At 46.7% G+C, this 25,172-nt stretch carries 27 protein-coding genes; 13 read left to right on the top strand and 14 right to left on the bottom strand.

The genetic code is table 11. From position 1 onward, the window contains the following. Positions 1 to 51 precede the first annotated feature (51 nt). Entirely contained in the window at positions 52 to 573 is a 522-nt protein-coding gene (gene ectA / locus AELLOGFF_RS14070; protein WP_235035688.1) for a diaminobutyrate acetyltransferase, read from the bottom strand. A gap of 251 nt (positions 574 to 824) precedes the next feature. Between ectA and AELLOGFF_RS14065 the strand changes: the two genes are divergently transcribed. From AELLOGFF_RS14065 to AELLOGFF_RS14030, 8 genes are all read left to right on the top strand, one after another. Then, on the top strand, positions 825 to 1,343 hold the full coding sequence (locus AELLOGFF_RS14065; protein WP_159269539.1) for a MarR family winged helix-turn-helix transcriptional regulator: 519 nt from the start codon (positions 825 to 827) through the stop codon (positions 1,341 to 1,343). Between the two features lie 97 nt (positions 1,344 to 1,440). Beyond that, positions 1,441 to 2,151: a class I SAM-dependent methyltransferase gene (locus AELLOGFF_RS14060; protein WP_159269538.1), complete on the top strand. Its 711-nt coding sequence runs from the start codon at positions 1,441 to 1,443 to the stop codon at positions 2,149 to 2,151. A gap of 86 nt (positions 2,152 to 2,237) precedes the next feature. Then, a complete protein-coding gene (locus tag AELLOGFF_RS14055) occupies positions 2,238 to 2,621 on the top strand; it encodes a c-type cytochrome (RefSeq protein WP_159269537.1) in 384 nt (127 codons plus the stop codon). 148 nt (positions 2,622 to 2,769) lie between these two features. After that, a complete protein-coding gene (locus tag AELLOGFF_RS14050) occupies positions 2,770 to 3,720 on the top strand; it encodes a YbgA family protein (RefSeq protein ID WP_159269536.1) in 951 nt (316 codons plus the stop codon). A gap of 1 nt (position 3,721) precedes the next feature. Next, complete coding sequence (phrB, locus tag AELLOGFF_RS14045; RefSeq protein ID WP_159269535.1) at positions 3,722 to 5,101, top strand: deoxyribodipyrimidine photo-lyase; 1,380 nt, start codon at positions 3,722 to 3,724, stop codon at positions 5,099 to 5,101. Positions 5,102 to 5,218: 117 nt separating this feature from the next. Continuing rightward, complete coding sequence (locus tag AELLOGFF_RS14040) at positions 5,219 to 5,776, top strand: ATP-dependent zinc protease (protein WP_159269534.1); 558 nt, start codon at positions 5,219 to 5,221, stop codon at positions 5,774 to 5,776. After that, entirely contained in the window at positions 5,773 to 7,305 is a 1,533-nt protein-coding gene (locus AELLOGFF_RS14035; protein WP_159269533.1) for an inactive transglutaminase family protein, read from the top strand. The genes AELLOGFF_RS14040 and AELLOGFF_RS14035 overlap by 4 nt, the downstream gene beginning before the upstream one ends. 1 nt (position 7,306) lies before the next feature. Continuing rightward, a complete protein-coding gene (locus tag AELLOGFF_RS14030; protein WP_159269532.1) occupies positions 7,307 to 8,344 on the top strand; it encodes an alpha-L-glutamate ligase-like protein in 1,038 nt (345 codons plus the stop codon). Positions 8,345 to 8,455: 111 nt separating this feature from the next. Here AELLOGFF_RS14030 and AELLOGFF_RS14025 read toward each other — a convergent pair whose 3' ends face one another. The 3 genes from AELLOGFF_RS14025 to AELLOGFF_RS14015 form a co-directional block, all read right to left on the bottom strand. Then, positions 8,456 to 9,157, bottom strand: coding sequence for a thiol:disulfide interchange protein DsbA/DsbL (locus tag AELLOGFF_RS14025; protein WP_159269531.1), 702 nt, complete (start codon positions 9,155 to 9,157; stop codon positions 8,456 to 8,458). A gap of 233 nt (positions 9,158 to 9,390) precedes the next feature. Then, positions 9,391 to 10,017, bottom strand: a complete 627-nt coding sequence (locus tag AELLOGFF_RS14020) for a c-type cytochrome (protein ID WP_159269530.1) — start codon at positions 10,015 to 10,017, stop codon at positions 9,391 to 9,393. Positions 10,018 to 10,059: 42 nt separating this feature from the next. Next, on the bottom strand, positions 10,060 to 10,362 hold the full coding sequence (locus AELLOGFF_RS14015; RefSeq protein WP_159269529.1) for a c-type cytochrome: 303 nt from the start codon (positions 10,360 to 10,362) through the stop codon (positions 10,060 to 10,062). 170 nt (positions 10,363 to 10,532) lie between these two features. Here AELLOGFF_RS14015 and yihA point away from each other — a divergent pair, with 170 nt between their 5' ends. Continuing rightward, positions 10,533 to 11,207 (top strand): ribosome biogenesis GTP-binding protein YihA/YsxC, encoded by a 675-nt coding sequence (gene yihA, locus AELLOGFF_RS14010; protein ID WP_159269528.1) that lies wholly within the window; start codon positions 10,533 to 10,535, stop codon positions 11,205 to 11,207. 154 nt (positions 11,208 to 11,361) lie between these two features. Here the strand turns inward: yihA and polA are convergent, their stop codons facing one another. Next, positions 11,362 to 14,127, bottom strand: coding sequence for a DNA polymerase I (gene polA, locus AELLOGFF_RS14005; protein WP_159269527.1), 2,766 nt, complete (start codon positions 14,125 to 14,127; stop codon positions 11,362 to 11,364). Between the two features lie 259 nt (positions 14,128 to 14,386). Between polA and AELLOGFF_RS14000 the strand changes: the two genes are divergently transcribed. Then, on the top strand, positions 14,387 to 14,653 hold the full coding sequence (locus AELLOGFF_RS14000) for a hypothetical protein (protein WP_159269526.1): 267 nt from the start codon (positions 14,387 to 14,389) through the stop codon (positions 14,651 to 14,653). A gap of 30 nt (positions 14,654 to 14,683) precedes the next feature. Here the strand turns inward: AELLOGFF_RS14000 and AELLOGFF_RS13995 are convergent, their stop codons facing one another. Beyond that, positions 14,684 to 15,538, bottom strand: coding sequence for a metal ABC transporter solute-binding protein, Zn/Mn family (locus tag AELLOGFF_RS13995; protein ID WP_159269525.1), 855 nt, complete (start codon positions 15,536 to 15,538; stop codon positions 14,684 to 14,686). Between the two features lie 393 nt (positions 15,539 to 15,931). On the opposite strand from AELLOGFF_RS13995, the gene znuC reads away from it, so the two are divergent. Beyond that, positions 15,932 to 16,681 carry a zinc ABC transporter ATP-binding protein ZnuC gene (gene znuC / locus AELLOGFF_RS13990; protein ID WP_159269524.1) on the top strand — a complete coding sequence of 250 codons (750 nt, stop codon included), beginning with the start codon at positions 15,932 to 15,934 and terminating at the stop codon, positions 16,679 to 16,681. Then, entirely contained in the window at positions 16,674 to 17,465 is a 792-nt protein-coding gene (locus AELLOGFF_RS13985; protein WP_159269523.1) for a metal ABC transporter permease, read from the top strand. The genes znuC and AELLOGFF_RS13985 overlap by 8 nt, the downstream gene beginning before the upstream one ends. Before the next feature lie 106 nt (positions 17,466 to 17,571). Here the strand turns inward: AELLOGFF_RS13985 and AELLOGFF_RS13980 are convergent, their stop codons facing one another. Genes AELLOGFF_RS13980 through AELLOGFF_RS13960 form a run of 5 tightly spaced genes read right to left on the bottom strand, consistent with a single transcriptional unit; the run spans position 17,572 to position 21,600 of the window. After that, positions 17,572 to 18,240, bottom strand: coding sequence for an SCO family protein (locus tag AELLOGFF_RS13980; protein WP_159269522.1), 669 nt, complete (start codon positions 18,238 to 18,240; stop codon positions 17,572 to 17,574). Further along, positions 18,240 to 19,151: a heme o synthase gene (gene cyoE, locus AELLOGFF_RS13975; protein WP_159269521.1), complete on the bottom strand. Its 912-nt coding sequence runs from the start codon at positions 19,149 to 19,151 to the stop codon at positions 18,240 to 18,242. Before cyoE ends, AELLOGFF_RS13980 begins: the two co-directional genes overlap by 1 nt. Beyond that, complete coding sequence (locus AELLOGFF_RS13970; protein WP_159269520.1) at positions 19,148 to 20,197, bottom strand: COX15/CtaA family protein; 1,050 nt, start codon at positions 20,195 to 20,197, stop codon at positions 19,148 to 19,150. The genes cyoE and AELLOGFF_RS13970 overlap by 4 nt, the downstream gene beginning before the upstream one ends. Positions 20,198 to 20,233: 36 nt before the next feature. After that, a complete protein-coding gene (locus AELLOGFF_RS13965; protein WP_159269519.1) occupies positions 20,234 to 20,854 on the bottom strand; it encodes a hypothetical protein in 621 nt (206 codons plus the stop codon). Next, positions 20,851 to 21,600, bottom strand: a complete 750-nt coding sequence (locus tag AELLOGFF_RS13960; protein ID WP_159269518.1) for an SURF1 family protein — start codon at positions 21,598 to 21,600, stop codon at positions 20,851 to 20,853. Before AELLOGFF_RS13960 ends, AELLOGFF_RS13965 begins: the two co-directional genes overlap by 4 nt. Positions 21,601 to 21,653: 53 nt before the next feature. On the opposite strand from AELLOGFF_RS13960, the gene AELLOGFF_RS13955 reads away from it, so the two are divergent. After that, positions 21,654 to 21,905, top strand: a complete 252-nt coding sequence (locus tag AELLOGFF_RS13955) for a DUF2909 domain-containing protein (protein ID WP_159269517.1) — start codon at positions 21,654 to 21,656, stop codon at positions 21,903 to 21,905. A 96-nt stretch (positions 21,906 to 22,001) separates the two neighbouring features. Here AELLOGFF_RS13955 and AELLOGFF_RS13950 read toward each other — a convergent pair whose 3' ends face one another. The 3 genes from AELLOGFF_RS13950 to ctaD are packed head-to-tail and all read right to left on the bottom strand — an operon-like array spanning position 22,002 to position 25,167. Further along, on the bottom strand, positions 22,002 to 22,982 hold the full coding sequence (locus tag AELLOGFF_RS13950; RefSeq protein ID WP_159269516.1) for a cytochrome c oxidase subunit 3: 981 nt from the start codon (positions 22,980 to 22,982) through the stop codon (positions 22,002 to 22,004). A 40-nt stretch (positions 22,983 to 23,022) separates the two neighbouring features. Next, a complete protein-coding gene (locus AELLOGFF_RS13945) occupies positions 23,023 to 23,592 on the bottom strand; it encodes a cytochrome c oxidase assembly protein (protein ID WP_159269515.1) in 570 nt (189 codons plus the stop codon). 15 nt (positions 23,593 to 23,607) lie between these two features. Beyond that, complete coding sequence (gene ctaD / locus AELLOGFF_RS13940) at positions 23,608 to 25,167, bottom strand: cytochrome c oxidase subunit I (protein WP_159269514.1); 1,560 nt, start codon at positions 25,165 to 25,167, stop codon at positions 23,608 to 23,610. Positions 25,168 to 25,172: the final 5 nt, after the last annotated feature.

Genomic DNA, 25,172 nt, shown 5'->3' with positions numbered 1-25,172 from the left:
CTCCTCCTAGTATTCTTTACTAAGTTAAATTTGTTACTGCAGCATCTATTTCTATGCCGAAAACGGCCCTATACGAAGCAGTGCTTCACTGTCATGCTGACCGCCAAAGTGGGCTTCTTTCTCAAACCAAATACTGTGATTTAATTCTGTCTCTAGATCGCGGGCAAAGCTGCGGAATAACGCCCATGACGCGTCATTATCTGGAGTGATAGTCGTCTCCAAAAAACTCACACCCTCACAGGCTGGGCGCTTAATGATTTCCATCAGCATTTTTTTTGCTAGACCGCGACCACGCTGAGATTTGTCGACAACAACTTGCCAGACAAATACGGTGTCAGGTTTTTCTGGTATACGGTGAGCAGATATAAAGCCAACTAAGTGGCCGTCTTCCTCTACTGCAACCGAGGTGGCAGCAAAATGCGTGCACTGCAATAAATTGCAGTAAACAGAATTAGTGTCTAGTGGGGGACTGGCCGCCACTAATTGATTTAGGGCATAGCCATCTTCCGCCGTTGGCTGGCGAAAACGAAGCGTGGCAGCGTTGGCTTGCATCGCGCTATTTGATTTCAACACAATTTATTTGTGTTCATACTAATTTAATAAGCAAATAATATATAAAGCACCGCTTAATATCGCTTTATATCGTATTTAATCACTAAATTGTGAACTCAACCTCCCGAATAATTACTTAGTGTACGAAGTATTATAAGCTATTTAATTGTATAAGTTCAAGCTAAGCTATTGACAACACCCTAGTTTATCATGTGCAAAATTCACGCTAAGTCGCTACCATTGGGCCGCTTATGGAATTGAAGAAATTTAAAATGAACAGAATTGACGAAGTATTGATCTCGCTACGCCGAGTTACTCGCGCCATCGATTTACACTCAAAACATCTAATGAAGACCGCAGGGCTGACTGCACCACAGATGTTAATTTTACAAACCTTACGCGATCAAGGTGACGCTATTATTAGTGATGTCGCCAATCAAGTGAGCCTCAGCCAAGCCACCGTTACCAGTATTTTAGACCGCTTAGAAAAACGTGGTTTGGTAATGCGAGAACGCTCCAGACAAGACAAGCGCAAGGTTTTTGCTTGCCTTACCGATACCGGTAACAACTTAATTCGCAATGCGCCCATGCCTTTGCAGGATTATTTCATTCGCCAGTTCAGTGATTTACAAGAATGGGAACAGACCCAAATTATTAGCGCGCTGCAGCGTGTTGCACACATGATGGATGCTCAACATATCGATGCAGCTCCGCTGTTGGATGTTGGTGCAATTGACCGCCAAAGTGAGGAAGAGGGCCGCACCTTTGGGTTTAATAACAACGAGAAATAACAACGAGAAATAACACCCAGCGTCACACAATCGCCACATTTAATTGCTAGGTTTGTTGTAGTTATGCGCCCATTGAATCAATCACTAGGAATAGCGAATGGCGTGCCCTATCTGCCAGAGTACCAAATCTTCCTTGGCTGGCAGCAAACATGGACACAAACTCTACCGATGCGCCGACTGCAGCCTGCTCTATGTTTCCCCCGCGCCTGTCGACGGCGAACTGATTCACTATTATCAGGATTATCACAAGACCTCGCAGTACATCCGCAAGATCAAGTCAAAGCAGCGACGCGCTAAAAAACGCATCTGGTCTTTACAGCGTTTAACATTAGGAAAAAAATTTATCGATGTCGGCTGCAATGAAGGCTATGCCGTTGCAGCCGCTCGCAGCCTGGGACTGGAGGCCTGTGGTATAGATGTGAACGAAGCCAGTATAGGCTTGGCCCATCAGCAATATCCCATGGGAGATTTCAGAGCCACTAACGCGCAAGCCCTCGCCACCACCGATGAGCGCTTTGATATTATTTATTGCAGTGACGTTATAGAGCAGCTTTCTGATCCTCACTCCTTTATTGCCGCGCTTTATACACTTCTCAACAAAGGCGGCGTGCTGTTTTTAACCACCCCCGATATCGGCCACTTTTCAGTACAAAAAAACTTACTCGACTGGACTGCAGTCCGTCCACCCGAGCACTTGTTATATTTCTCCAAAGCGCCTCTACAACAATTGTTAGAAATGCATCAATTTAATCAAATAAGCTTTCGGCCTAACTTAAAACCCACCCTTAAGCTTATTGCTCGTAAATAAACTCCGCCGCCAAATTACCGAGACAGGGCAATATCCTCACGAGTACACTTTCAACTCCATCAGACTGGTTATGGGAAAAAACGTATATGTGGTGCTTTAAATTTCATTTGCGACCTCTAGGCATAGGCATACTGCTCAGCTGCCTTACAGCCTGCGGCCCCAGCCCTGATGGCACTGCTACAGCACACAATGACCGCGCCACCTCGCCACGAAGCCGAATGCCCGCAGACCCAGGACTAAAATCCCTGTATATCCAAAGCTGCTATAGCTGCCACAGTAGCGGCGTCGCCAGCGCGCCACGAAGTGGCAATACTGAAGACTGGGCACCCCGCATCAACAAGGGCATGGACGTGCTGCTGCGTAATACCCTTAATGGAATCGGTAGTATGCCGCCAAAAGGAATGTGCCACGGCTGCAGTGATAATGATCTAGCTCGTCTTATATTATTCCTCGCTGGAGAGAGTGAGTAATCGCTAACATTACAACGCTAGCGATTGTATAGCGCATGCCTGACGGCGTATAAAATTAACAGCGATTCACTTGTCGCCACACTGATCTACCACTAAGCTCAATGCGTAGTACTGACGTGATTAAACAAACCAAGAAGCGAGCCACGCTATGAACACATCGCCAACCATCCGCATTGGTATTAGCGCCTGCTTACTTGGCGACCCAGTTCGTTTCGACGGTGGCCACAAAAACCTGCCATTTGCGACTGACGAATTATCGCGACACTTTGATTTTGTCAAAATTTGCCCAGAACAAGCTATTGGTATGGGTGTGCCTAGACCTACAATTCGACTAGTCGGCGACCCAGACACACCTCGCTTAATAGGCAGCACGGATACCAGCATAGACGTTACCGATAAAATGACCGCCTTTGCCCGTAATACAACTCCCTCCCTCGATCACATAAGCGGCTATATTCTTTGTGCGAAATCGCCAAGCTGTGGCATGGAGCGAGTGCCAGTGTACGCAGAAAATGGTAATGGCCTTGGTAAAGTGGGCGTGGGCTTATTTGCCAAGCAATTAATGACTGCGCTACCACTATTGCCCGTTGAAGAAAATGGCCGTCTAAACGACGTCCATTTACGTGAAAATTTTGTCCTTCGCGTGGTTGCCTACTCACGTTGGCAAGCAATGATGAAAGAGGGGATTACAGCAAAACGACTGCAAGATTATCATCGTCGCCACAAGTTTTTACTTTTAGCGCACAACCAACCTATTTATCGTGAGCTCGGCCCCATTGTTGCCGAATCGGGGGATATCAATGACATTGCTGACCGCTATATTGATCAATTTATGTTAGCCCTGCGGCAGCCCGCCAGCATTAAAAATCACACCAACACCTTGATGCATATTCAGGGCTTTTTCAAAGATCATCTTGATCCAGAAGACAAGCAGCAACTCACTGAAGTGATTCGCGATTACGCAGCGGGTTTATTACCGCTCTTGGTCCCACTGGAAATGCTGAGCCTTTTTTTAAAGAAATACCAAGTCGAATACCTGCTAGATCAATATTACTTTACCCCATACCCGCGGGATTTAAAGCTCAGAATTGGGCTGTAAAATGACAGCGCTGGTTTGGTTTCGCAACGACTTACGCAGTTTAGACCACCCTGCGCTGACCGCCGCATGTGGTAAACATGATCAGGTTCGCGCCATTTATATACTTTGCCCACAGCAGTTAGATCACCATGGCATTGCGCCCATTCGTCGCCATTTTTTACGCAGCGCACTTGACGCACTGAGCCAACAACTTGCCGACCTTGGTATTCCGCTAGATATTATCGATAGCGGACATTTTAAAGACGTACCTGACACGCTTGATCTCTATTGCAGAGAACACAGCATCACCGCGCTTCACGCCCACAAAGAATGGTTAGTCGATGAAATTCAGCGGGACAACGCCTGCGCGGAACGTATCAACATACCATTCTATTTGATAGACGACAGCTTACTTAGCCCTGATCGCATAACCAAGGCAGACGGCCAACCCTACAAAGTTTTTACGCCATTCTCTCGCCTTTGCCGTAAAGAGCTCGCCGCCGCCTTTCCACGCGTCATTCCTAGCCCGCCAGCAAAAACCAGAGCAACGCCGATAAAACCCGTTAAATGCCCACGCTTTGGTCCCGAAAAAGACTCGTCGGCATGGCCATCAAACCAAGAAGACACCCTAACGCAACTTCGCCAGTTTTGCGCTGAACGCGCAAATGACTATCAGAAACACCGCGATTTCCCTGCACTTGACGGTACCTCTCGGCTTTCTGCCGTTTTAGCGCATGGCATTATTAGCCCTCGGCAGTGCCTAGCTCGGCTGCAGATGGAATGCGGTGATGAAATATGGGATGCTAAAAGTGATGCTGGAACGTGGTTTAACGAATTATTGTGGCGAGAGTTTTACCGTCACGTGGCCTACCATTTCCCTAGAGTAGTAATGGGCCGCGCCTTTCAGGTGAATACCGAAGCGATAGCTTGGCCCAATGACCCAGACTTATTTCAAGCCTGGTGTGAAGGGCGAACTGGTTACCCCATTGTCGATGCGGCCATGCGCCAACTCACCGAAACTGGCTGGATGCATAATCGCTTGCGGATGATAAGCGCATCGTTTCTATGCAAAGACCTCCACATAGACTGGCGCTGGGGCGAACGCTATTTTTTAGAGAATTTAATCGACGCTGACTTTGCATCAAACAACGGTGGATGGCAGTGGGCGGCCTCTACTGGCACCGATGCCGCACCGTATTTCCGCATTTTTAACCCCACCACTCAGGGCCTACGATTTGACCCCGACGGAGACTTTATTTTGCGCTTTATTCCAGAACTAAAGGGCCTTACTGGCAAACAACTACACCAGCCCCCTGAACACGGTGATTATCCCACTCCGATAATTGATCATAAAGAAAGGCGAAATATTACCCTCGCACTTTTTCAAGAAATCAGAGACTAAGTCCACTCGAACATATTTAATGCCCCAGCAAGCCATGCTTGCACTGGCTAAAACGACTTAGCGTAATCTATTCTATACGCGTAGCCGGAGGCATAATAAAATGATTAAGGAGAAACTGTGCGATTTATTTTCTTTACCCTACTGCTAACCAACACTCTTATCTTTTCAACAAATGCCAGCGCCAATGAAGGCGACCACCAAATTTTTGGCTTAAGCGAGTATGTCTATATTGAAGAGCTGGATGTTCGCTATAAAGCCAAAATTGATACCGGTGCGGAAAGCGCCTCAATCAATGCGATTAATACCCAGGTTGAAAAGGGTAAAGGGGATCAAGACGATATCGTTCATTTTGACTTGGTATTGCCTGACGACACACTCAAATCGGTAAGCCTACCCCTGAGTAAACATATTCGTATTAAACGCCGCGCATCTGATTACGACGAAGATGAAAAAGACTATAGTCGTCGCCCTGTGCTTGAACTTACACTGTGTATTGGTGGTCGCTCTCACAAAGTGGAAGCTAATTTAGCCGATCGCAGGCAGTTTTCAAAACCAATGCTGGTTGGCTCAGAACCACTTACCGCATTTAACGCCTTAGTGGACCCCAGCAAGAGATACCTACAAAACAAAACACTGTGCCCAAAACAAGATAACCCCGAGGAGCAAGAAGGATGAAGGGCGTAAAACTGCATGTCAGGGTTCTGGCACTGGCACTATTACTAATTGGTGCTGGCAGTACCGCATGGCAGATTTTTGTTCTCAATATTCCCATTTCTTCAGAAACCACGGAGCCAGTTTGGGTTATTGATACCAAACTGAGCTTCCAAGCCCGTAATAACAGCCCAGTAAAAGTACAAATGTACCTACCGCCCGAATGGAGTAAATTCATCACCTTGAATGAAAGCTTCATTTCTAAAAATTATGGCGTGAATACTGATGTTATAGGAGATAACCGCCAAGCTGTTTGGTCAGCTAGGCGCACAGAGGGCGATCAACAACTTTATTACCGGCTAATGCTCACCCAGCGCAGCAACTCACGCTTTTCAGAATCGGAACCCGGCCCACAATTTAGCGAGAGCCCCGAGCTCATCGGCGTAGAAAAAGTCGCCGTGGAAGCTCTGTTAAAGCCAATTCGCGAACATTCTGCTGACATCGAAACCTTTATTCGCGAAGCCATCAAACTTATCAATGAACCTAGTAATGACAATGCCCGCTTGCTGCTAGGTAATAACTACACCCAGGACAACAAATCTCGCGTTCTGGAGCTTTTACTCTCCTCTGCGCACATTCCCGTTGAGCGCGTGCACACACTGCGCTTGGTGAGTAGTGTGGCGCAGGTGCCTGAATTATGGATGCGCAGTTACAACGGTAAGCGCTGGCTATACTTTAACCCTGAGACCGGCGCCCTAGGCTTACCCGATGATCGCGTTGTTTGGTGGACTGGCAACGAGCTAATGGCCACGGTTGAAGGCGGCCGCCACCTCAAGGTTGAAGTCACTGCCAATCAAAGAACCATGAATTCTATTATGCTTGCCCAATCGATTGCTGAGCGTAAAGAAAACAAGTTCTGGGCCTTGTCTCTATACGATTTACCTTTGCAGTCACAGCAGACCTTCGAGATCATTCTCATGATCCCCATCGGCGTGATGCTCATTTTGCTGCTTCGCAATGTGATTGGCTTAGAAACTCTGGGCACGTTTACACCCGTGTTGATTGGCCTTGCCTTTAGAGAAACCCAAGTGTTCTGGGGCGTTATTTTATTTACGGTCATTACCGCACTCGGCCTGTCCCTGCGCTCCTATCTTGAGCATCTCCATTTACAGCTGTTGTCACGATTATCTGTGGTGCTGACCTTTGTGGTGATTATCATGGCTTTAATTAGTGTACTCGGCCACAGATTAGGACTTGATCGCGGCTTGTCCATCGCACTATTCCCTATGGTTATTTTAACAATGTCGATAGAACGAATGTCTATTGTATGGGAAGAGCGTGGCGGTATTCATGCTGGTAAAGTTGGCATTGGAACATTGGTGGCAGCAACCCTGTCACACCTAATGATGACCTATGAGCCGTGGACATATTTCGTCTTTACCTTCCCCGGCATGCTACTCATTTTTATGTCGCTTATGCTGGCTCTGGGCCATTATCGCGGCTACCGCCTAACCGAATTATTCCGCTTTAACGCCATGATTAAAGGCAAGTAATATGTCCTTATTCAGCACTTGGAAGGATCTGCGCAAGCAAGGCGTAATGGGCATTAATCAACGCAATGCAGACTATGTATTGCGTTACAACCAGCGCCATCTTTATCCCTTGGTTGATGACAAAATCAAAACCAAAGAACGTGCCGAACAAGCGGGGATTCACGTTCCCCCCATGTATGGTGTCATTGACTCTGATAAACAAATTAGCCAATTAGCAGAGATTGTTGATGGCCATCGAGATTTTGTTATTAAACCTGCACAGGGTGCAGGAGGCGACGGCATTATTGTCATTGTTGACCAATTTGAGGGCTACTATCGAACTGCATCTGGGCGTTTGTTAAGCCGTGAAGATCTTGAATTCCACCTCTCCGGTATTTTATCGGGCATTTACTCTCTAGGTGGTCATCGCGACCGCGCACTCATCGAGTTTCGGGTCACCCCTGACCCTATCTTCAGTGCTATCAGTTATGAGGGCGTGCCGGACATTCGTATTATTGTGCTCAAAGGCTACCCACTACTGGCCATGCTGCGTCTACCCACACGCCAATCTGGCGGTAAAGCCAATTTACATCAAGGCGCAATCGGTGTTGGTGTCGATTTAGCCACCGGAATCACCCTAGATGGTACATGGCTGAACAAACTAATTAACAGCCACCCAGATACCACCAACCCCGTCCGCGGCGTGCAGCTGCCTTACTGGAACGGGTTTATGTCACTGGCTACGCGTTGCTATGAATTAACGGGCTTGGGCTATTTAGGCGTTGACATGGTCCTAGACAAAGACAAAGGGCCATTGATGCTAGAATTAAATGCGCGACCAGGGCTAAACATTCAAATTGCCAACAACGCTGGGCTCGCTGCGCGCTGTGCAACTGTCGAAGCAGAAATTGAACGACTTGCATTGAAAGGGATTCACAAACCGTCACCTGACAAGCGCTTAGCGTTTTGTCAGCGAGAGTTTTCTCAAACTTCAGCAAATCTCAGTAGTGAAACATTTACCGCTGCGGAAGAGAGTCAAACTGCTGTCGATAAACATTGACCACATACAAACAGGCCCGCATAACACGATGCGGGCCTGTTTAGGTAAGGTCAAAAAAACAGGAAAGAAATGGCAGCAAACAAAATGAAACCGCTGCTGCCTAAAAAGACCTTATTTTGATGCACGCTCTATCGCAATTAGCTCTTCAGCAACTTGCAACATCTCTCTTCTACCACCCGCTGAACGGCCAGTGATACGGTATTTGCCATTGACGATCAGCTCAGGCGTTCCCGCAATGCCATAAGCACGCGCACGCGCATCAGCTTGTTTGACTTGACTATTAACGCCAAAAGAATCGAATGTTTTCCGGAAAGTGGCTTCATCGATACCGGTATGCTCAACAAATAAACTCGCCAAGGCATCCGCATCGCGCAACATATTGCGATCTAAGTTAATCGCTTTAAAAATAGGTTCATGGACCTTATCTAAAACACCTAGGGCAAGTGCGGTGTAATATGCTTTCGCATGCACAACCATAAGGTCGTTCCACATTGCCGGAGAGCGGTGAAACTCAACATCTGCAGCTGTATTTCGCTGCCAAACTTCTAACATGGGATCAAAATTATAGCAGTGGCTGCAGCCATACCAAAAGACTTCAACCACTTCTATTTTATCAGGGTTGCTAGTCCGTACCGGCTGAGCAATACGAATGAAACCTTCACCGTCTTTTGCATCTGTCACTGGAGGTGTCTGAACTGAGCTCGCAGCTGGTTGAGCCGTTTTTGCTGCAGTAGGCTCAGCGCCATCACTGCAAGCAGACATTAATATTAAAAAGCTGAACACACTGATCAGCGACAACATTTTCTTAAACATGAAGACTCCTCATTTAAACACCCGTTTTCACCCGCACTTATCACCGAGCACAGGGTATGAATAATTCGTTATAAGCGGAATGAGACCATACTAAAGCACAATAATTCCGATCTATCACTCTTTACTATACGGCAACTTTTCATCTATCGCCGCTATAAATAAATAGAGCCAAAGAAGTTTACGGAAATAAAAAAGGCGGCCAAAGCCGCCTTTTTGAACTCAGCCTGCCTTCTTTACTTATGTAGGCCTTGAATAAAGCTAGCAACAGCTTCTATTTCTGAGTCACTCATTTTAAAAGCAATTGAGCGCATAGTTTGAGCTTCGCCATCATTTGCTCGACCTTCGCGGCCATCTGCCGCCGCACGGAACGCGTTTAGCTGGGCGATCGTGTAGTCAGCATGCTGACCCGCCAAAGCTGGGAAGCCTGCCGCCGCCATGCCATGCCCAGTAGGAGAGTGGCAAGCTGCACATGCAGGTATGTTACGATCAGCAATACCACCACGATAAATTGCCGCGCCTTTCTCTACCAGTGCAGGATCTGCTTGGCCTGTATTCGCGGTTTTACTGGCATAAAATGCAGCGATATCGGCAATATCTTGATCAGACAAATGATCTGTTTGACCCGCCATCATAGGAACAGGACGTGCTCCAGATTTAATATCGTGTATTTGCTTGGCTAAATAGCGCTCACCTTGACCCGCTAACGATGGGAAGGTTGGAGCGGAGCTATTACCATCAGCACCATGACAAGCCGCACATGCAGCCGTTTTTGATTTTCCGGCTGCCGCATCACCCTCTAAAGCCACGGCTGAGCCCGCAAACATGAGTGAGGCAATCATTACTAGTAGTGGTTTATTCATTATTACATGCTCTTTAATCAAGATAAGTCTATTGCTGTCGGCCTAAGATTGCGGCGTTGCCATATATTCAATCAAGGCTTTAAATTCATCTGCACTACAGTCAAAGCAAAGGCCTTTTGGTGGCATAGTGCTAAAGCCTTCATCAGCGTGCTTTACCAGTGTCTCCATACCTTTTTCCAACCGTGGCGCCCAGTCTGCAGCAACACCAGTTTTTGGTGCCCCATTTACACCAAAACCGTGGCAGGCATAGCAGGATGCCTTGTAACGATCTACAATCGTCTGCTCGGCAGCGCCGGCTGACACGCTAGACAACAAAAATAGTACAACCAAAGGCCATTTATGCATGTTCTACGTCTCCGAGTTTAAGCGATCTATACTACAAATTGGTTAGTGAGAGTCTATCAAATGCTTAAAGTAAGCCCGCACAAAAACTGCGGCATTATACACAACTAGTCAGCGATCGGGCCAATTATTGACCCAATCCGTCACTGCAAGAGCAATTTTTCGGACATACTATGGATTCCAGCCCCACATTAAACTACCGCCGCGCCAGCTATTTAAAAAGCTCTCCTGGCCTTATGCATTGCCCTGATGATTCTGGGGCTGAGGTTGCATTTGCCGGTCGCTCGAATGCCGGTAAATCCAGCGCCATAAACCGACTCACAGAAAACAAAAAACTGGCAAAAACCAGTAAAACGCCTGGGCGAACCCAGTTATTAAACTTTTTCGTTCTCGATGATACCGGCCGCCAACGACTTGTCGACTTACCCGGCTACGGCTTTGCCAAGGTCCCCCTCGCTGTCAAAAATGAATGGCAGCGCAACCTTGAAGCCTATTTACAGAAACGTGAATCTCTGCGTGGCATGGTACTGATGATGGATATCCGTCACCCGCTGACTGACTTCGACCAGCAAATGGTAAGTTGGGCAACAAAAAGCGCTATGCCCTTACACATTTTGCTCACCAAATCGGACAAGCTCAAACGTGGGCCAGCATCAGCAACCTTACTTTCGGTACGCAAAAACCTTGCCGACTATGGGGATTTAATTAGTGTGCAATTATTTTCCGCGCAGAATGGCGACGGCCTGCAAGCATTGCGCTCAAAATTAGACCAATGGCTAGATGTTCTGAGCGAGGAAAATGCCGAATACACCGAGACAATCGCACCAGAAAATGACATTAAGGAGTAAAAGACGCAAAAAAGCCCGGCGCGCTGAACTCGCCGGGCAATCCTACTCCTCAAGGAGTTAGGGGGAGACAAGTCTCCTAACGCGGGGCTATTCTCAAATACGCTTAAGAGCAATAGCCTACTAAAAAGTAGACGCTGATTTACCATTGCGCAAGTTAATGCGCCTCATCCCAGTTTGCGCCTGTCCCCATCCCCACCTCTAATGGCACAGCCAATTTTGCTGCCGCCATCATCAATTTACTAAGCTCAGCCTTTACTTCGTCTAGGGCTGCCGGGGCAACTTCTAAAACCAGTTCATCATGAACCTGCATAATCAATTTGGCATCAATCCCACTATCGGATAAGTACTGATCCACAGATATCATGGCGCGTTTAATTATATCTGCCGCTGTCCCCTGCATAGGGGCATTTATTGCCGTGCGCTCAGCGGCCTGCCTACGCATACCATTACTGGCGTTGATTTCAGGAAGATATAACCGCCGACCAAACAAGGTTTCGACAAAACCTTTTTCTGCCGCTAGCACTCTTGTTTCATCCATATAACGAAGCACGCCAGGATAGCGCTCAAAATAAAGATCTATATACTCCTGCGCCTCTTTACGACCAATATGTAACTGTCGCGCCAAGCCGAATGCCGACATGCCATAAATCAAACCAAAATTTATCGCCTTGGCGTTTCGCCGCTGCTCATCACTCACCTCATCAACAGCGACACCAAATACTTCTGCCGCAGTTGCTCGGTGAATATCTTCGCCTCGCGCAAATGCGTCTATCAAGCCCTGATCTTCTGACAGATGGGCCATAATTCTCAGCTCAATTTGCGAGTAATCTGCAGCCAAAATAACGTAGCCAGATGGGGCAATAAATGCCTGACGTATCCGCCGGCCCTCTGCACTGCGAATAGGGATATTTTGCAAATTTGGATCAGACGAAGACAAACGCCCAGTCGCGGCAACAGCTTGGTGATAAGAGGTGTGAATACGACCCGTCTTGGGATCTATTAAGAGCGGCAATTTGTCGGTGTAGGTAGACTTCAACTTAGCCATACCCCGATGCTCCAAAATCACTTTTGGCAGCGGATAATCATGAGCCAACTCCACCAACACCTCTTCGGCAGTTGACGGCGCTCCTTTGGGGGTTTTCTTTATTACAGGAATATTCAAACGCTCAAAAAGAATTTCTCCTAGCTGCTTAGGCGAGGCTAAATTGAACTCGCCGCCCGCTAAGTCGTAGGCTTCCTTCTCTAAGGCCTGCATTTTCAACCCCAGCTCATGGCTTTGGCTGCCAAGCAACTCACGGCTTACCAGCGCGCCATTACGTTCAATGCGAGATAACACTGACACTAAGGGTAATTCAATGTCTCGGTACACGGACATCAGAGATGGGCTCGCTTTTAATTTTGCGGCCATAACATGGTGCAAACACAATGTGACATCTGCATCTTCTGCCGCATAGGGTGCCGCTTCTTCTAAGGCAATCTGGTTGAAAGTAAGCTGCTTTGCGCCTTTTCCCGCAATATCTTCAAAATGTATTGTGCTGCGGTCTAGGTATTTTAAAGCCAAGGTATCCATATCATGCCGGCTGCCAACAGAATCCAAGACGTAGGATTCAAGCATGGTGTCTTCGGCTATACCACGCAGAGTAATGCCATGATTAGCGAGGACATTTGCATCGTATTTTAAATTCTGGCCAAGTTTGAGTTTGTTATGGTCTTCGAGTATTGGCTTCAATGCTGCCAGTACGTCGTTCTCAGCTAGCTGATCAGGTGCATCCAAGTAATCATGGCCAAAGGGTAAGTAGGCCGCTTCACCCATATTGACAGCAAAAGACACCCCAACCACCCGCGCCTGCATGTAGTTTAAGCTAGTCGTTTCCGTATCAAACGCAAATAGTGGGGCATTGTTCAGTTTATCTAACCAATGAGTAAACTGAGATTGAGTAAGGATTAGCTGATAATCAGGTGTTCCTGTAAACGCGGGAACGGCATCAAGGGCATCATCTGACGGCACATCTGAAGCCTTTGATTCATTTATTAATTCTGTACGCTCATCTCTACTTAATTCTTGCACCCAGGTTTTAAACTCAAACTCTGTAAATAAACTGAGTAACCGAGTCTTATCAGGACTATTAGGCAATAATTCTGGCACTGACACATCGAGGGGAACATCACACTTTATGGTTGCCAATGTATAGGAAAGAAAAGCTTGTTCGCGCTGATCTGTTAGCTTTTTGGCCACACCCTTTGCGCCACGCATGGCCAAATCAGGTACTTTATCTAGATTTTGATATATATCCTCCAAACCTCCCAAGGCCTGCAGCAGAGCGAGCGCCGTTTTTTCGCCGACGCCAGCCACCCCCGGTATATTGTCTACTTTGTCGCCCATTAACGCTAAAAAATCGATAATCAGCTCCGGAGGGATACCAAACTTAGTATTTACCCCCGCCACATCCATTACCGTATCGGTCATTGTGTTAACAAGAGTTACATGCTCATTCACTAACTGCGCCATATCTTTATCGCCAGTAGAGACCAACACCGGCCTCTCACCACTCGCTTGGGCCGCCAAGGTTCCAATAACATCATCTGCCTCAACCCCCTCTATCACTAATCGCGGCAAACCCATTGCATCCACAATGGCATTGATGGGCTCAATTTGGCTACGTAAATCATCCGGCATAGGGGGGCGCTGCGCTTTATATTGCGGATACATATCATCCCGAAACGTTTTGCCCTTGGCATCAAACACAACGGCGATAGGGCTATCGGGGTAATCTTTCTGTAAACGTCGCAACATATTAATAACCCCTTTGATAGCACCGGTAGGTTGGCCTTTAGATGTATTCAGCGGGGGTAAAGCGTGAAACGCACGATACAGATAAGAGGAGCCATCAACGAGAACTAGAGGTTTTATTGCTGTCATAGGAGTGAATTTGCGCTTTGTTTAGTGAAAGGCGGAAGTGTACCACGAGCCGACCAAGCAACATCAGCCTCTCAAAAAACGGCGAATGTTACCTTTTTTCACATCCATGACACATCGAGACCTAGGTAATTTGCCACATTAACGGAAAATTAACAAAAATTAAGCGGACTCCTTTCGATTTTGTGTTACCTTATGTAACACGAGGTAACCAATTATCTCGTAACAGGCCAAACATGCCTATATTGAGAGGAGAACTCACATGAACAAAACTATCAGCGCAATCCTTATCCTGGTTGCCAGCACCATCGCCACTGCCGCAGAACCCAATGTTGCAGCCGATGAGCCAATGGTCTTAGCTTACAACGAGATCAAAAACGACACCCGCCAAGAACTGGCTACTGAGTACACAAGCCAGTACTCAGCCGAGCGCTTCTTGGAAAAAAATCTAGATATTGTTGCTGCCAGCCTAAACACTGAGCTAGACAATCAGATTAGTCGCGTAATGACGCCACGCATCGACAAATAAGCGTTTAGCTCTTATATGAGTCGCTGCCGACTATGGCTGATCAAAACAGGCGAGAAACGCCTGCCCGAGCTGACGGTATAAACCCAAAAAACCGTCAGCACCTGCATTTGCGCTCGGAACAGCACGACTAGCACCCAGCGGGTCAATTTCTATCACCGGAATATCTATACCTGCCACTAAGGCATTTAACATTGCCGGAGCATATTGCGGCTCACGGAACACGCAGGCAAATTCTCCTGACTGTAATCGCTCACGCAGCTGGACTATATGTCGCGCTCCAGGTAATCGATCAGAGCCAGATACCACCATCTCTCCTGCAGGCAAACCGTAGTGTTGCTCAAATCGGCTAAAGCCGTCATGCAACAATAGATACGCTTGGTGCTTATGTCGCGCTATCTCTTCTTTTAGCTCTTTATCATACTGGCGAAACTCTGTACTAAAACGCGCTGCATTTGCATGAAAATACGCCCCGCGTGAAGGTATTCGATCTGACAATATACGTGCGACACGGCGTGCAATACTCTGCACCTCATCCGCATCCATCCAAACATGAGGGTCTTGATCACTGCCTAAAGCAGGGTAGAGCACAACCGCATGCTCTTGCTTACGCAGTAACTTAGCCAAATAGGTTTCAAGCATCGGGCCCACCCAAAGCACAACATCGGCAGAGTGAACTCGTTTTGCATCGGAGGGGCGTAATTGAAAATCGTGAGGCGATATCGTTGCAGGTGCCAACAACTCAGCGCTAATCGCCTCTCCGCCAATATCGCTAACGATCAAGTGCAGGGGCATAATACTAGATAATACAATTGGCTTGTCACTGTCAGCCCATGCTGAATTACCGAGCATGCAAGCTGCCAATACCCACCAAACTAATACTCTCAACTAATCTTCCCCATTGTTTAATACTGCCCCAATGCAATACTATATCATTTTATTTTCACGCAAATTAGAACTAGATGCGTATTATTGCTGAACAACACAATCATCAGCTCTGTGTCGACGACGTCATAAGCCAAGCAAATAGAACTTGTCGGCACCACCAAGCTAAGTTTACCCGCATTCGCAAACACGTTTTAAAATGCGTATGGACAAGCCGCCAACCTATCGGAGCGTATAGCATTTTTGAAATACTTAAGAAAACGTGTGCCCGACTAACCACACCGCCTACGCTCTATCGCGCCCAATACATTTTAATTAAAAATGGCTTGATACACTGCACCCCTTCTTTAAATACATTTGTCGGCTGCTATTGGCCTTGCCAAAAGGTAGGCGGTAATGACTGACCCCCTATTAACTTTAGATAAAATTTCTCTAAAGCACCTGCACCAAAGCCTGCTTATTGATGTCAGCCTTAGCCTTAAACCGCGCCAAATAATGACTATCATTGGCCCTAATGGTGCTGGCAAAAGCACATTAATAAAGATCGCCCTTGGTTTAACTAAGCCCGATCAAGGTACCGTGTTTAGACAGCCCGGCATTAATATTGGTTATATGCCGCAACGGCTGACTCTGAACCCATTAATGCCTTTGAGTGTAGAACGATTTTTGGCAATGACCCGACGTGGCGCAAAGCAAATAGAGGCTGCGCTTGAGCGCACTGGGGTTAATCACTTACGTAAACGCCCACTAAATGATATTTCTGGAGGTGAGACACAGCGTGTATTACTAAGTCGCGCACTGCTCAGCAACCCCAATTTACTGGTGTTAGACGAACCCGCACAGGGTGTGGATATTAACGGTCAAACTGAGCTCTATGAGCTTATTAATAATTTACGCGACACACTCGGCTGTGCGGTTCTTATGGTGTCTCATGACTTGCACTGGGTAATGGCCCAAACCGACACCGTAATCTGCCTTAATCAGCATATATGCTGTCACGGCCACCCTGAGCATGTCAGTAACGACCCTGCCTATTTATCACTATTCGGCCGGCGCCACGCGGAAGCTATCGCACTTTACCAACACGACCACGACCATCAACACGACATCCATGGTGACGTGATCTGTGAGCACCACCATGATTGATATTCTTCTTTATGCTTTAATTGCCGGCTTGCTTGTTGCTGCCTTGTGCGGCCCCCTCGGTGCACTAGTGACTTGGCAGCGCATGGCCTATTACGGTGACACCCTTGCACACTCAGCGCTGCTTGGGCTAGCACTGGGGCTCGCCTTGCAGCTAAATTTACAATACAGCGTCCTTTTCACCTGCTTACTTATTGGCTTCGTCCTGTTTGTCTTACAGTGGTGGAGAGATATTGCACTAGATAGCCTGCTGGGCATCTTGTCGCATAGCAGCCTTGCACTCGGCTTAGTATTAATTTCGTTCCTAGATAATATGCAATTAGATTTAAACGCTTTTTTGTTTGGCGATTTACTCGCAATTGAAAAAGAGGATCTAATCAGTCTTGGAGGAATCTGTTTCTTGGTATTCGCTTTACTGTGCCGCTACTGGCATGCATTAGTTGCCGTTACCGCCCACGCCGAGCTTGCCGAAGTCGAAGGTTTACCTGTAAAACGCCTGCGCTTACTGCTCATGCTAATGGTTGCAGCAACCGTGGCTGTAGCAATGAAAATAGTGGGTGTATTGCTCATTACAGCGATGCTTATCATTCCTGCATCAGCAGCAGGCCGCTTTGCCCGCAGCCCAGAACAGGCCGCAATATTAGCAATAATCTGCGGCGCTATCGCGGTAATAGCAGGGCTTGCCGGTGCATGGTACTGGGACACCCCTGCTGGCCCTAGCATTGTTCTTGGCGCAGGCGGCTTGTTTGTACTTGGGCAACTAGCACCTAGCTATCGACGCAAATAACGGCAAGCCAACAATAAAACGTACTCACACCATTTCAATTTCGTATTATTCGGGCTTTATTTGCCCGCCTCAGCACATTGCCTCAAAGAGCAGGGGCGGGGTCAACTCAATAATATTCGCGAATAGATAAAAATGTTCTTTTCATTTTACTGATTTCCAAGGGCGCTTTAAAAAATCCAACCGAATGGCCCTGTGGGTTTATCAGTGCAATATTTGCACTATGCTCTACCAAGTAATTACTGCCTCCACCGGGAACCTTGGTGAATGGTATATTTAATGATGTAGCAAAACGGTGAACTTCCAAGAAATCGCCTGTAACACCCCTAAATGCTGGGTGGAAGAAATCCAAGTAGCTATGTAATTGTTCCGGTGTATCTCTAGCGGGATCAACGCTTGCCAACCAAATTTGAGTATCAGCTTGCACCTCTGGCTCTAACTCTTGGTAAAACGCTTTTAACTGCGCAAGGGTAGTGGGGCACACATCTGGGCAATACGTAAATCCAAAAAAGACCAAACTCCACTGACCTTGAAATGTCACTGGGGTAACACGCTCGCTACGGTCATCTTCCAAGGTGAAATTAGGTAGCATCCTTGGATTTTCGTATAAATACGCGCCTTGTGATTTCAGCTCTTCACTGGTCATCGGTCGGGCGCGAGTAGACGCATAAAAAAATCCGGCAACGAAAATAATCGCTACTGAAACAACCGCCAATACTGTTAATCTAATACCGCGCTCGCGCTTTACAGCGCCGCTTTCCTGCGTCTCTTCAGTCATTAATAATCAACCTCAAATATTGTCATGGCCGGCAATAAATAATGATCTAACAGCATGATCATAAACAGTGCCATTAGATACACAATAGAGTATTTAAACGTTGCCATTGGCGCTTTTGGATCATTGCCTCTCATCAGCACAATTGCCCAGTACAAAAAGCCAATGCCAAGACACACTGCCCCCAACAGATATAAAGACCCACTCATGCCAGTGGCAAATGGTAATAAGGTAACCACGAATAACAACACTGTATATAACAGAGTGTGTAATTTGGTGTAACCAATACCGTGGGTCACCGGCAGCATTGGAATTTCAACTTTAGCGTAATCATCACGGCGATGAATTGCCAGCGCCCAAAAATGCGGTGGTGTCCAAATAAAAATAATTAACACCAGCAATAGAGCATGACCATCAATTTGATTAGTAACCGCCGTCCACCCCAGCAATGGCGGGGCAGCACCTGCAATACCACCAATCACAATATTTTGTGGTGTAGCCCGCTTCAAAAACAGTGTGTACACCACCGCGTAACCCAATAGTGATGCCAAGGTTAACCATGCAGTTAATGGGTTCACTTTAATCAGCAAAATGGCCATTCCCAAGCCGCCAATGACCGCTGCAAAAATTGCTGCATCACGGGTTTTCACTCGACCCTGAGCAATTGGCCGATTATGCGTTCGCGCCATAACCAAATCTATTCGGCTATCAACAAGATGGTTCACTGCCGCTGCAGCTCCAGCACATAAGCCTATACCTAGGTTACCAAAAACCAATGCCTCCCATGGCACCATTCCAGGTACCGACATAAACATGCCAATCACTGAGGTTAGCAACATCAAAAGCACTACATTGGGCTTACACAGCTCGTAATAATCTCGCCAGTTTGCGGACTCAGCCTGTGACTGCGTCATACTCGAATTCCCCCGCGGTTTACCACCGCTGTATATACCAAATATGTGGTGGTTACCTGCGTAAGCAACAACAATGCACCGACTAGGTTGTGCGCTACGGCAACATCAATCGGGAAACGAAACACAACATTACTGATGCCCAAGCTAATTTGGACTGCTAGGACTACCAAAATGCCATATGACAATTTTTTTGCTGCAGGTAAGCTCAGTTGCAGCAACTTTATAGACAAAAATATTAAATACGCGGCTGTGATGATCGCACCAAGTCGATGACTAAAGTGAATTGCCACTCTAGCAGCATTGTCCATGGTACCGCCTAGGTAATTTGGCCCTATATGCTGGGTAATATTAAATCCATCAGCAAAATTCATTGGCGGTAGCCAAGCACCCTGACATGTCGGAAAATCTGGGCACGCAATATCCGCATAGTTTGATGTAGTCCACCCCCCCAATGCTATTTGAGCAATCACTATAATCAAGCCAATAACTGCAAAGGGTTTTATTGATAACAATTTTCTCTCATCAATTGCGGGTATGTGCCAGTGATGATTATTCAGCCGCAATGTGAGTAACCACAACATACTTAGCGTTGTGAAGCCACCCAGTAAGTGTGCGGTAACAACCTGCGGCCACAGCTTTAACGTGACCGTCCACATGCCGAACATGCCTTGTAAAATGATAAAAGCGAGTAGAAAAACCGGTAGCTTCACCGGTTGATTAGCTTCTTTGCTGCGAAGCGAAACAACTAGAATCGCAATAGTGAATAAACCCAGGCTAGATGCCAAATAGCGGTGAATCATTTCAGGCCATGTTTTGTCATGTTCCACTGGCGCATCTGGGTAGGCTTCATTAGCACGCGCCACGTCGTGATCATCACTGGGCCAGAGCACATGGCCGTAGCATGTTGGCCAATCTGGACACCCTAAGCCAGCATCAGCCAACCTAGTAAACACCCCCATGCCTAAAACAATAACTGCCACCAAGCAGGCAACAAATGTTAGGCGAAAGCCTGATTTTCGCTGCACAGGATTATTAAATAATGCCATTGTCTAATTCCGTGTTTGCTATTTGTACTAAGCCGATTATTTAATCAAGCGCCCCATATCTTTAAGGACGTCCTTGCCTAAAGTTGTCAGCGTTGGTAGCTCGGTATCACCTGCGCGGTAATACATCATCACCCAGCCCTTTGGATCAACCACATAAAATGCCTGTGGATCAAACGGGTCTATTTCCAAATTCTGTAACTTACCTAAAAACTCATTGCCATTTACATGTAATACCGTGGTATCACTGTGTTCACTCTCTAAGAAATCACGAAGATTTGCAGACAACGGGCCGTCTACTGCCAGATACACTAACTCCACCCGTCCAACTTTTTTTCCAAGTGCGGTGTGAGTTTGACGTGTTAAATAGAGCATACGCTCGCAGGCATCGGTACATTCCCGGCCACCAACTACCATATACACCCAGCGTGAATCGGCGCGGTCAAAGAGAAACTCACCGCCATCAAGGCGCTGTGGGTGAAGATCGCCTAGCTGCATCGGCGGGTTAATTAACGTACCCCGGTTAACAGTACGGAAATTGACAATATTTTCTTTCGCTAAATAGTACACCGCACTCGACAATAAAATTACCGCAATTGGAATGCCCAGTATCAAACCAAGAAGTCGTTTACTACGCTTAGGATCTGCCATTTTTGTCATTGTCCATTGTTCTCTGTGTCTTTACGGTGTTGATACCACTGCACCAAATTTGAATTGCGCAATATAAAGATAATGCCAAGTGCTAAAGCCATTCCAAACCACTGCACTGCATAGCCTGTATGTTTGGCGGGCGTAACATTAACCACCATTCGCTTAATTTGCAAAGCACCAGGACTATTGCTATCTAATCGCAAGCTAGTTGTTAATAAACTAGGGAACTCTTGATTCGCCGCATCAATATCCAACCATTGCTGACGCCGAGGCCAGTCACTTAACTGCTGCTCCTCACCTAAACTAAAATTCTTTTCCACACTGCGATATAGCTCACCAGTAACTTTAACAACGCCACTTGGGGTGTTTATGGCTGGCAAGGTACGGCGAGACGCGTCACCCTCAACCCAACCTCGATCAACCAACAGTTCTCGGCCGTTGTTTAGTTTAAAAACGGCCATTATCTCATATCCGAACCGCCCCTGATTAATTCTATTATCCAATAACCAATAACGGCTTTCATCAAACTCACCCAGCGCATAGACAGGTCGGTAGTTAGGATAATTTGTGAGTTCGGCAATATTCACTGCCGGCAGCAGGCGTCGTTCCTCAAAATCGGAAAGTAAGTCGCGTTTTTCATCGGCGCGCTCTAGCTGCCAACAGCCAAGGCTCACTAACACGGGCAGCATCAAGGTAATAGCTAAGGCTGACTTCCAATCCAACTGCCATTGCAACCTATTTTGCTTGCTAGCCATTTATGAAACCCTATTGTGTATACTGCGGCAAACAATTCTGGAGGTTCAGCAGTATGTGGTTAAAGATTGTCATAGTTGTGCTATTTATCGCACTTGTTATCAGCCTCTTTAGTGGCCTGTTCTTTTTAATGCAAGATCGCGGTACAACAATGCGGACGTGGCAATCTTTAAAGGTTCGCCTCATCCTTGCGACATGCTTGATGGGCTTTCTATTCTATGGCTTTTTTACTGGCGAGCTCGGCTCTAAAGCGCCATGGGACCAACGCTATTTAGATTCAAATGAAGCCAGCCAATCTAAACCCTAGACTCCCAATATGCAATTTGGCCGGTAACACCCACTTACCTTAGTAAGCAAATGTACCGGCCAAATTTACTGAGCTAGTACGAGTCGTCGTTCGCGTTTACAGAATGTAAACGAACAAGAACAAGAATACCCAAACCACATCAACAAAGTGCCAATACCATGAAGACGCTTCAAAACCAAATTGGTCTTCCGCTGAGAAGTGACCCTTTGTTTTTGAACGTAACCACTGAACCAACAACATGAACGTACCCATAGCAACGTGGAAGCCATGGAAACCCGTCAACATGAAGAATGTTGTTCCGTAAACACCACTGTTTAAGCGAATACCATATTCAAACAGTGCTTCATGGTATTCCATGTACTGTAAGTACAAGAAGATGCATCCCAGTGCCACAGTGATGAACAGCCATAAGTTAAACTTCTTACGATCATTCTGCTTAATACCCATATGGGCAATATGACAAGTAAAGCTAGATGCCAGCAGAATCACGGTGTTGTACAAAGGTAACCAATGACCAATATTGGCAAAACCTGGAAATGACAAGCTATGCTCGGCACCTACAAATTCACCATTGTTTGCTAAATGCCCAGCTGCAGCCTGTGCTTGTACACCACCAATTGCATCTTGAGGCGTTTCTAGCAGCGGCCAAGTGTATTCAAAACCAGGCCAAAGTAGGGTGTTCATTACCCCATCGCCTTCACCAGCTAACCATGGACCAGCAAGGTTGCGGATATAGAAAAGGGCACCAAAGAATGCGCCAAAGAACATTACTTCAGAAAATATAAACCACTGCATGCCAATCACGTATGACTGCTTTAGCTGTGCGCTATTCATACCAGCGCGGTTTTCACGAATAGTCGTGCTAAACCACACAAATAAGGTTGCGGCTAACCACGCTAAACCAGCAAACAAAATAAAGCCGGAGTTTGTATCTTCACCAGCGCGATAGCTGGCGTCATTTATAAAGCTGGCAGCACCGTAGACGATAGCTGTCATACCTATCGACGCACTAACAGCTAATTTACTACTGTCTGGCACGTAATAAGTTTCATGCCCTGTATTACTTTGACCCGCCATTGTTAAATCTCCATTTTCTCGGGAGAGAAAAATCTCTTTTCTATTTCGATGATGCCGCAACAGAATCCTGTTTGGCCGCCATCTCGGTTACGTCAAAAATTGTGTACGACAAGGTAATTACATGGATATCTTTGGGTAAATCACGATCAATAATAAATTGTAGCGCTAAATCGGCATTGCTTCCCGCCGCCAAAGGCTGCTGATTGAAGCAAAAACACTCCGTTTTATGAAAGTACTCGGCTGCACGGGACGGAACAATGCTGGGAATAGCCTGCGACACCATAAACTTATTCTGCGTATTCTTTGCGTAATAAGTCACTTGATTTGATTCACCAGGGTGAACCTCAATTTGACTGGTGTTAGGCGAAAACTCCCAAGGCATCATTTCATTGTTTTGTGCAACAAACTGTACTTTTACTATACGGTCTGTATCAATTTGGCTGTCTACAACCGTGTACTGCTGACCGGTTTTACCGTTAATGCCCAACGCCTCGCATAAAGCATCGTAAAGCGGGGGCATTACCCACATAGCGAAGGCAAACATAATAACCACCAAGCCCAGCAGCTTTACGCTGAGCATTTTGATGTTTTTGTCTACCTGCGTCGTCATAATTACACCCAGCCCTTACTTAATTTCTGGCGGAGTCGTAAAGGTGTGGTATGGCGCAGGCGAAGGCACTGTCCACTCCAGCGTCGTGCCACCTTCCCAAACTTTATCTTCAGTAACAGGCTTGCCATGTGTAATTGTTCTAACAATGTTGAACAAGAACAGTAGCTGGCTTGTACCGTAAATAAAGGCACCAATAGATGACATCATATTGAAGTCAGCAAACATCAGGTTGTAGTCAGGAATACGGCGCGGCATACCTGCCAGACCCACAAAGTGCTGCGGGAAGAAGGTCAGGTTAAAGCCAATGAACGAGATCCAGAAATGGGCTTTACCCATGGTCTCGTTGTACATTTTGCCCGTCCACTTTGGAATCCAGTAATACACCGCAGCCGACAGGGCGAATATCGCACCAGCAACCATTGTGTAGTGGAAGTGAGCCACAACAAAGTAGCTATCGTGGTATTGGAAATCAGCTGGCGCAATAGCCAACATCAGACCAGAGAAACCACCGATCGTGAACAAAAATACTTTAGCAATTGCAAACAACATGGGCGTTTCAAGGGTAATAGACCCTTTAAACATCGTCGTTATCCAGTTGAATACTTTTGCAGCCGTTGGCACCGCAATCAACATCGTGGCATACATAAAGAACAGTTCGCCAGCAATCGGCATACCTACCGTATACATATGGTGAGCCCATACAATAAACGATAAGAAAGCGATCGATGATGTTGCATAAACCATTGAATCATAACCGAACAAGGGCTTACGCGAGAACGTTGGAATGATCTCTGACACAACACCAAATGCAGGCAAAATGATAATGTAAACTTCAGGGTGACCAAAGAACCAGAACACGTGCTGGAACAATACGGGATCACCACCACCTGCCGCACTAAAGAAGCTGGTGCCAAAGTGAATATCCATTAACATCATGGTAACTGCACCGGCTAATACCGGCATAACCGCCACTAGCAAGAACGCCGTAATCAACCAAGTCCATACAAACATTGGCATTTTCATGTAAGTCATGCCTGGCGCGCGCATGTTCACAATAGTGGCAATGATGTTGATCGAGCCCATGATCGACGATATACCCATGGCGTGAACCGCAAATATAAAGAAGGTCACGCTTGGAGGCGCGTATGTCGTAGACAACGGCGCGTAGAACGTCCAACCAAAGTTAGGACCACCGCCTTCCATAAGAAGGGTAGACGCCAACAATAAAAACGTTGGTGGCAAAATCCAAAATGACCAGTTGTTCATACGTGGCAATGCCATATCTGGTGCACCGATCATCATCGGTATCATCCAGTTAGCCAAGCCAACAAAAGCCGGCATGATGGCACCAAACACCATGACCAAGCCATGCATGGTCGTCATTTGGTTGAAAAACTCGGGCTGCACAATTTGCAAGCCGGGCTGGAACAATTCAGCGCGAATGATCATGGCGAACGAGCCGCCTAATAAGAACATCGCAAAGCTGAACCACAAATACATCGTACCGATGTCTTTGTGGTTGGTGGTAAATAACCACCGACTGAAACCTTTAGCAGGTCCGTGATGAGCACCCATGGTGT

The sequence above is a fragment of the Zhongshania aliphaticivorans genome (assembly GCF_902705875.1).
Taxonomy (GTDB): Bacteria; Pseudomonadota; Gammaproteobacteria; order Pseudomonadales; family Spongiibacteraceae; genus Spongiibacter; species Spongiibacter aliphaticivorans_A.
Note: the sequence above shows the minus strand (reverse complement) of the source record. Positions and strands in the feature narration are given on the sequence as shown.

Bases quoted from the DNA above. Each gene is read 5' to 3' on its own strand.
- AELLOGFF_RS14020 (WP_159269530.1), bottom strand. From the start codon at position 10,017: ATGAATAAACCACTACTAGTAATGATTGCCTCACTCATGTTTGCGGGC.
- AELLOGFF_RS14050 (WP_159269536.1), top strand. From the start codon at position 2,770: ATGAACACATCGCCAACCATCCGCATTGGTATTAGCGCCTGCTTACTT.
- AELLOGFF_RS13955 (WP_159269517.1), top strand. From the start codon at position 21,654: ATGTGGTTAAAGATTGTCATAGTTGTGCTATTTATCGCACTTGTTATC.
- znuC (WP_159269524.1), top strand. From the start codon at position 15,932: ATGACTGACCCCCTATTAACTTTAGATAAAATTTCTCTAAAGCACCTG.
- AELLOGFF_RS14035 (WP_159269533.1), top strand. From the start codon at position 5,773: ATGAAGGGCGTAAAACTGCATGTCAGGGTTCTGGCACTGGCACTATTA.
- AELLOGFF_RS13980 (WP_159269522.1), bottom strand. From the start codon at position 18,240: ATGACTGAAGAGACGCAGGAAAGCGGCGCTGTAAAGCGCGAGCGCGGT.
- yihA (WP_159269528.1), top strand. From the start codon at position 10,533: ATGGATTCCAGCCCCACATTAAACTACCGCCGCGCCAGCTATTTAAAA.
- AELLOGFF_RS14065 (WP_159269539.1), top strand. From the start codon at position 825: ATGAACAGAATTGACGAAGTATTGATCTCGCTACGCCGAGTTACTCGC.
- AELLOGFF_RS14015 (WP_159269529.1), bottom strand. From the start codon at position 10,362: ATGCATAAATGGCCTTTGGTTGTACTATTTTTGTTGTCTAGCGTGTCA.
- AELLOGFF_RS14055 (WP_159269537.1), top strand. From the start codon at position 2,238: ATGTGGTGCTTTAAATTTCATTTGCGACCTCTAGGCATAGGCATACTG.
- cyoE (WP_159269521.1), bottom strand. From the start codon at position 19,151: ATGACGCAGTCACAGGCTGAGTCCGCAAACTGGCGAGATTATTACGAG.
- AELLOGFF_RS14060 (WP_159269538.1), top strand. From the start codon at position 1,441: ATGGCGTGCCCTATCTGCCAGAGTACCAAATCTTCCTTGGCTGGCAGC.
- AELLOGFF_RS13960 (WP_159269518.1), bottom strand. From the start codon at position 21,600: ATGGCTAGCAAGCAAAATAGGTTGCAATGGCAGTTGGATTGGAAGTCA.
- AELLOGFF_RS13965 (WP_159269519.1), bottom strand. From the start codon at position 20,854: ATGACAAAAATGGCAGATCCTAAGCGTAGTAAACGACTTCTTGGTTTG.
- AELLOGFF_RS14000 (WP_159269526.1), top strand. From the start codon at position 14,387: ATGAACAAAACTATCAGCGCAATCCTTATCCTGGTTGCCAGCACCATC.
- AELLOGFF_RS13950 (WP_159269516.1), bottom strand. From the start codon at position 22,982: ATGGCGGGTCAAAGTAATACAGGGCATGAAACTTATTACGTGCCAGAC.
- AELLOGFF_RS13970 (WP_159269520.1), bottom strand. From the start codon at position 20,197: ATGGCATTATTTAATAATCCTGTGCAGCGAAAATCAGGCTTTCGCCTA.
- ctaD (WP_159269514.1), bottom strand. From the start codon at position 25,167: ATGGGTGCTCATCACGGACCTGCTAAAGGTTTCAGTCGGTGGTTATTT.
- polA (WP_159269527.1), bottom strand. From the start codon at position 14,127: ATGACAGCAATAAAACCTCTAGTTCTCGTTGATGGCTCCTCTTATCTG.
- AELLOGFF_RS14030 (WP_159269532.1), top strand. From the start codon at position 7,307: ATGTCCTTATTCAGCACTTGGAAGGATCTGCGCAAGCAAGGCGTAATG.
- AELLOGFF_RS13985 (WP_159269523.1), top strand. From the start codon at position 16,674: ATGATTGATATTCTTCTTTATGCTTTAATTGCCGGCTTGCTTGTTGCT.
- AELLOGFF_RS13945 (WP_159269515.1), bottom strand. From the start codon at position 23,592: ATGACGACGCAGGTAGACAAAAACATCAAAATGCTCAGCGTAAAGCTG.
- phrB (WP_159269535.1), top strand. From the start codon at position 3,722: ATGACAGCGCTGGTTTGGTTTCGCAACGACTTACGCAGTTTAGACCAC.
- AELLOGFF_RS14025 (WP_159269531.1), bottom strand. From the start codon at position 9,157: ATGTTTAAGAAAATGTTGTCGCTGATCAGTGTGTTCAGCTTTTTAATA.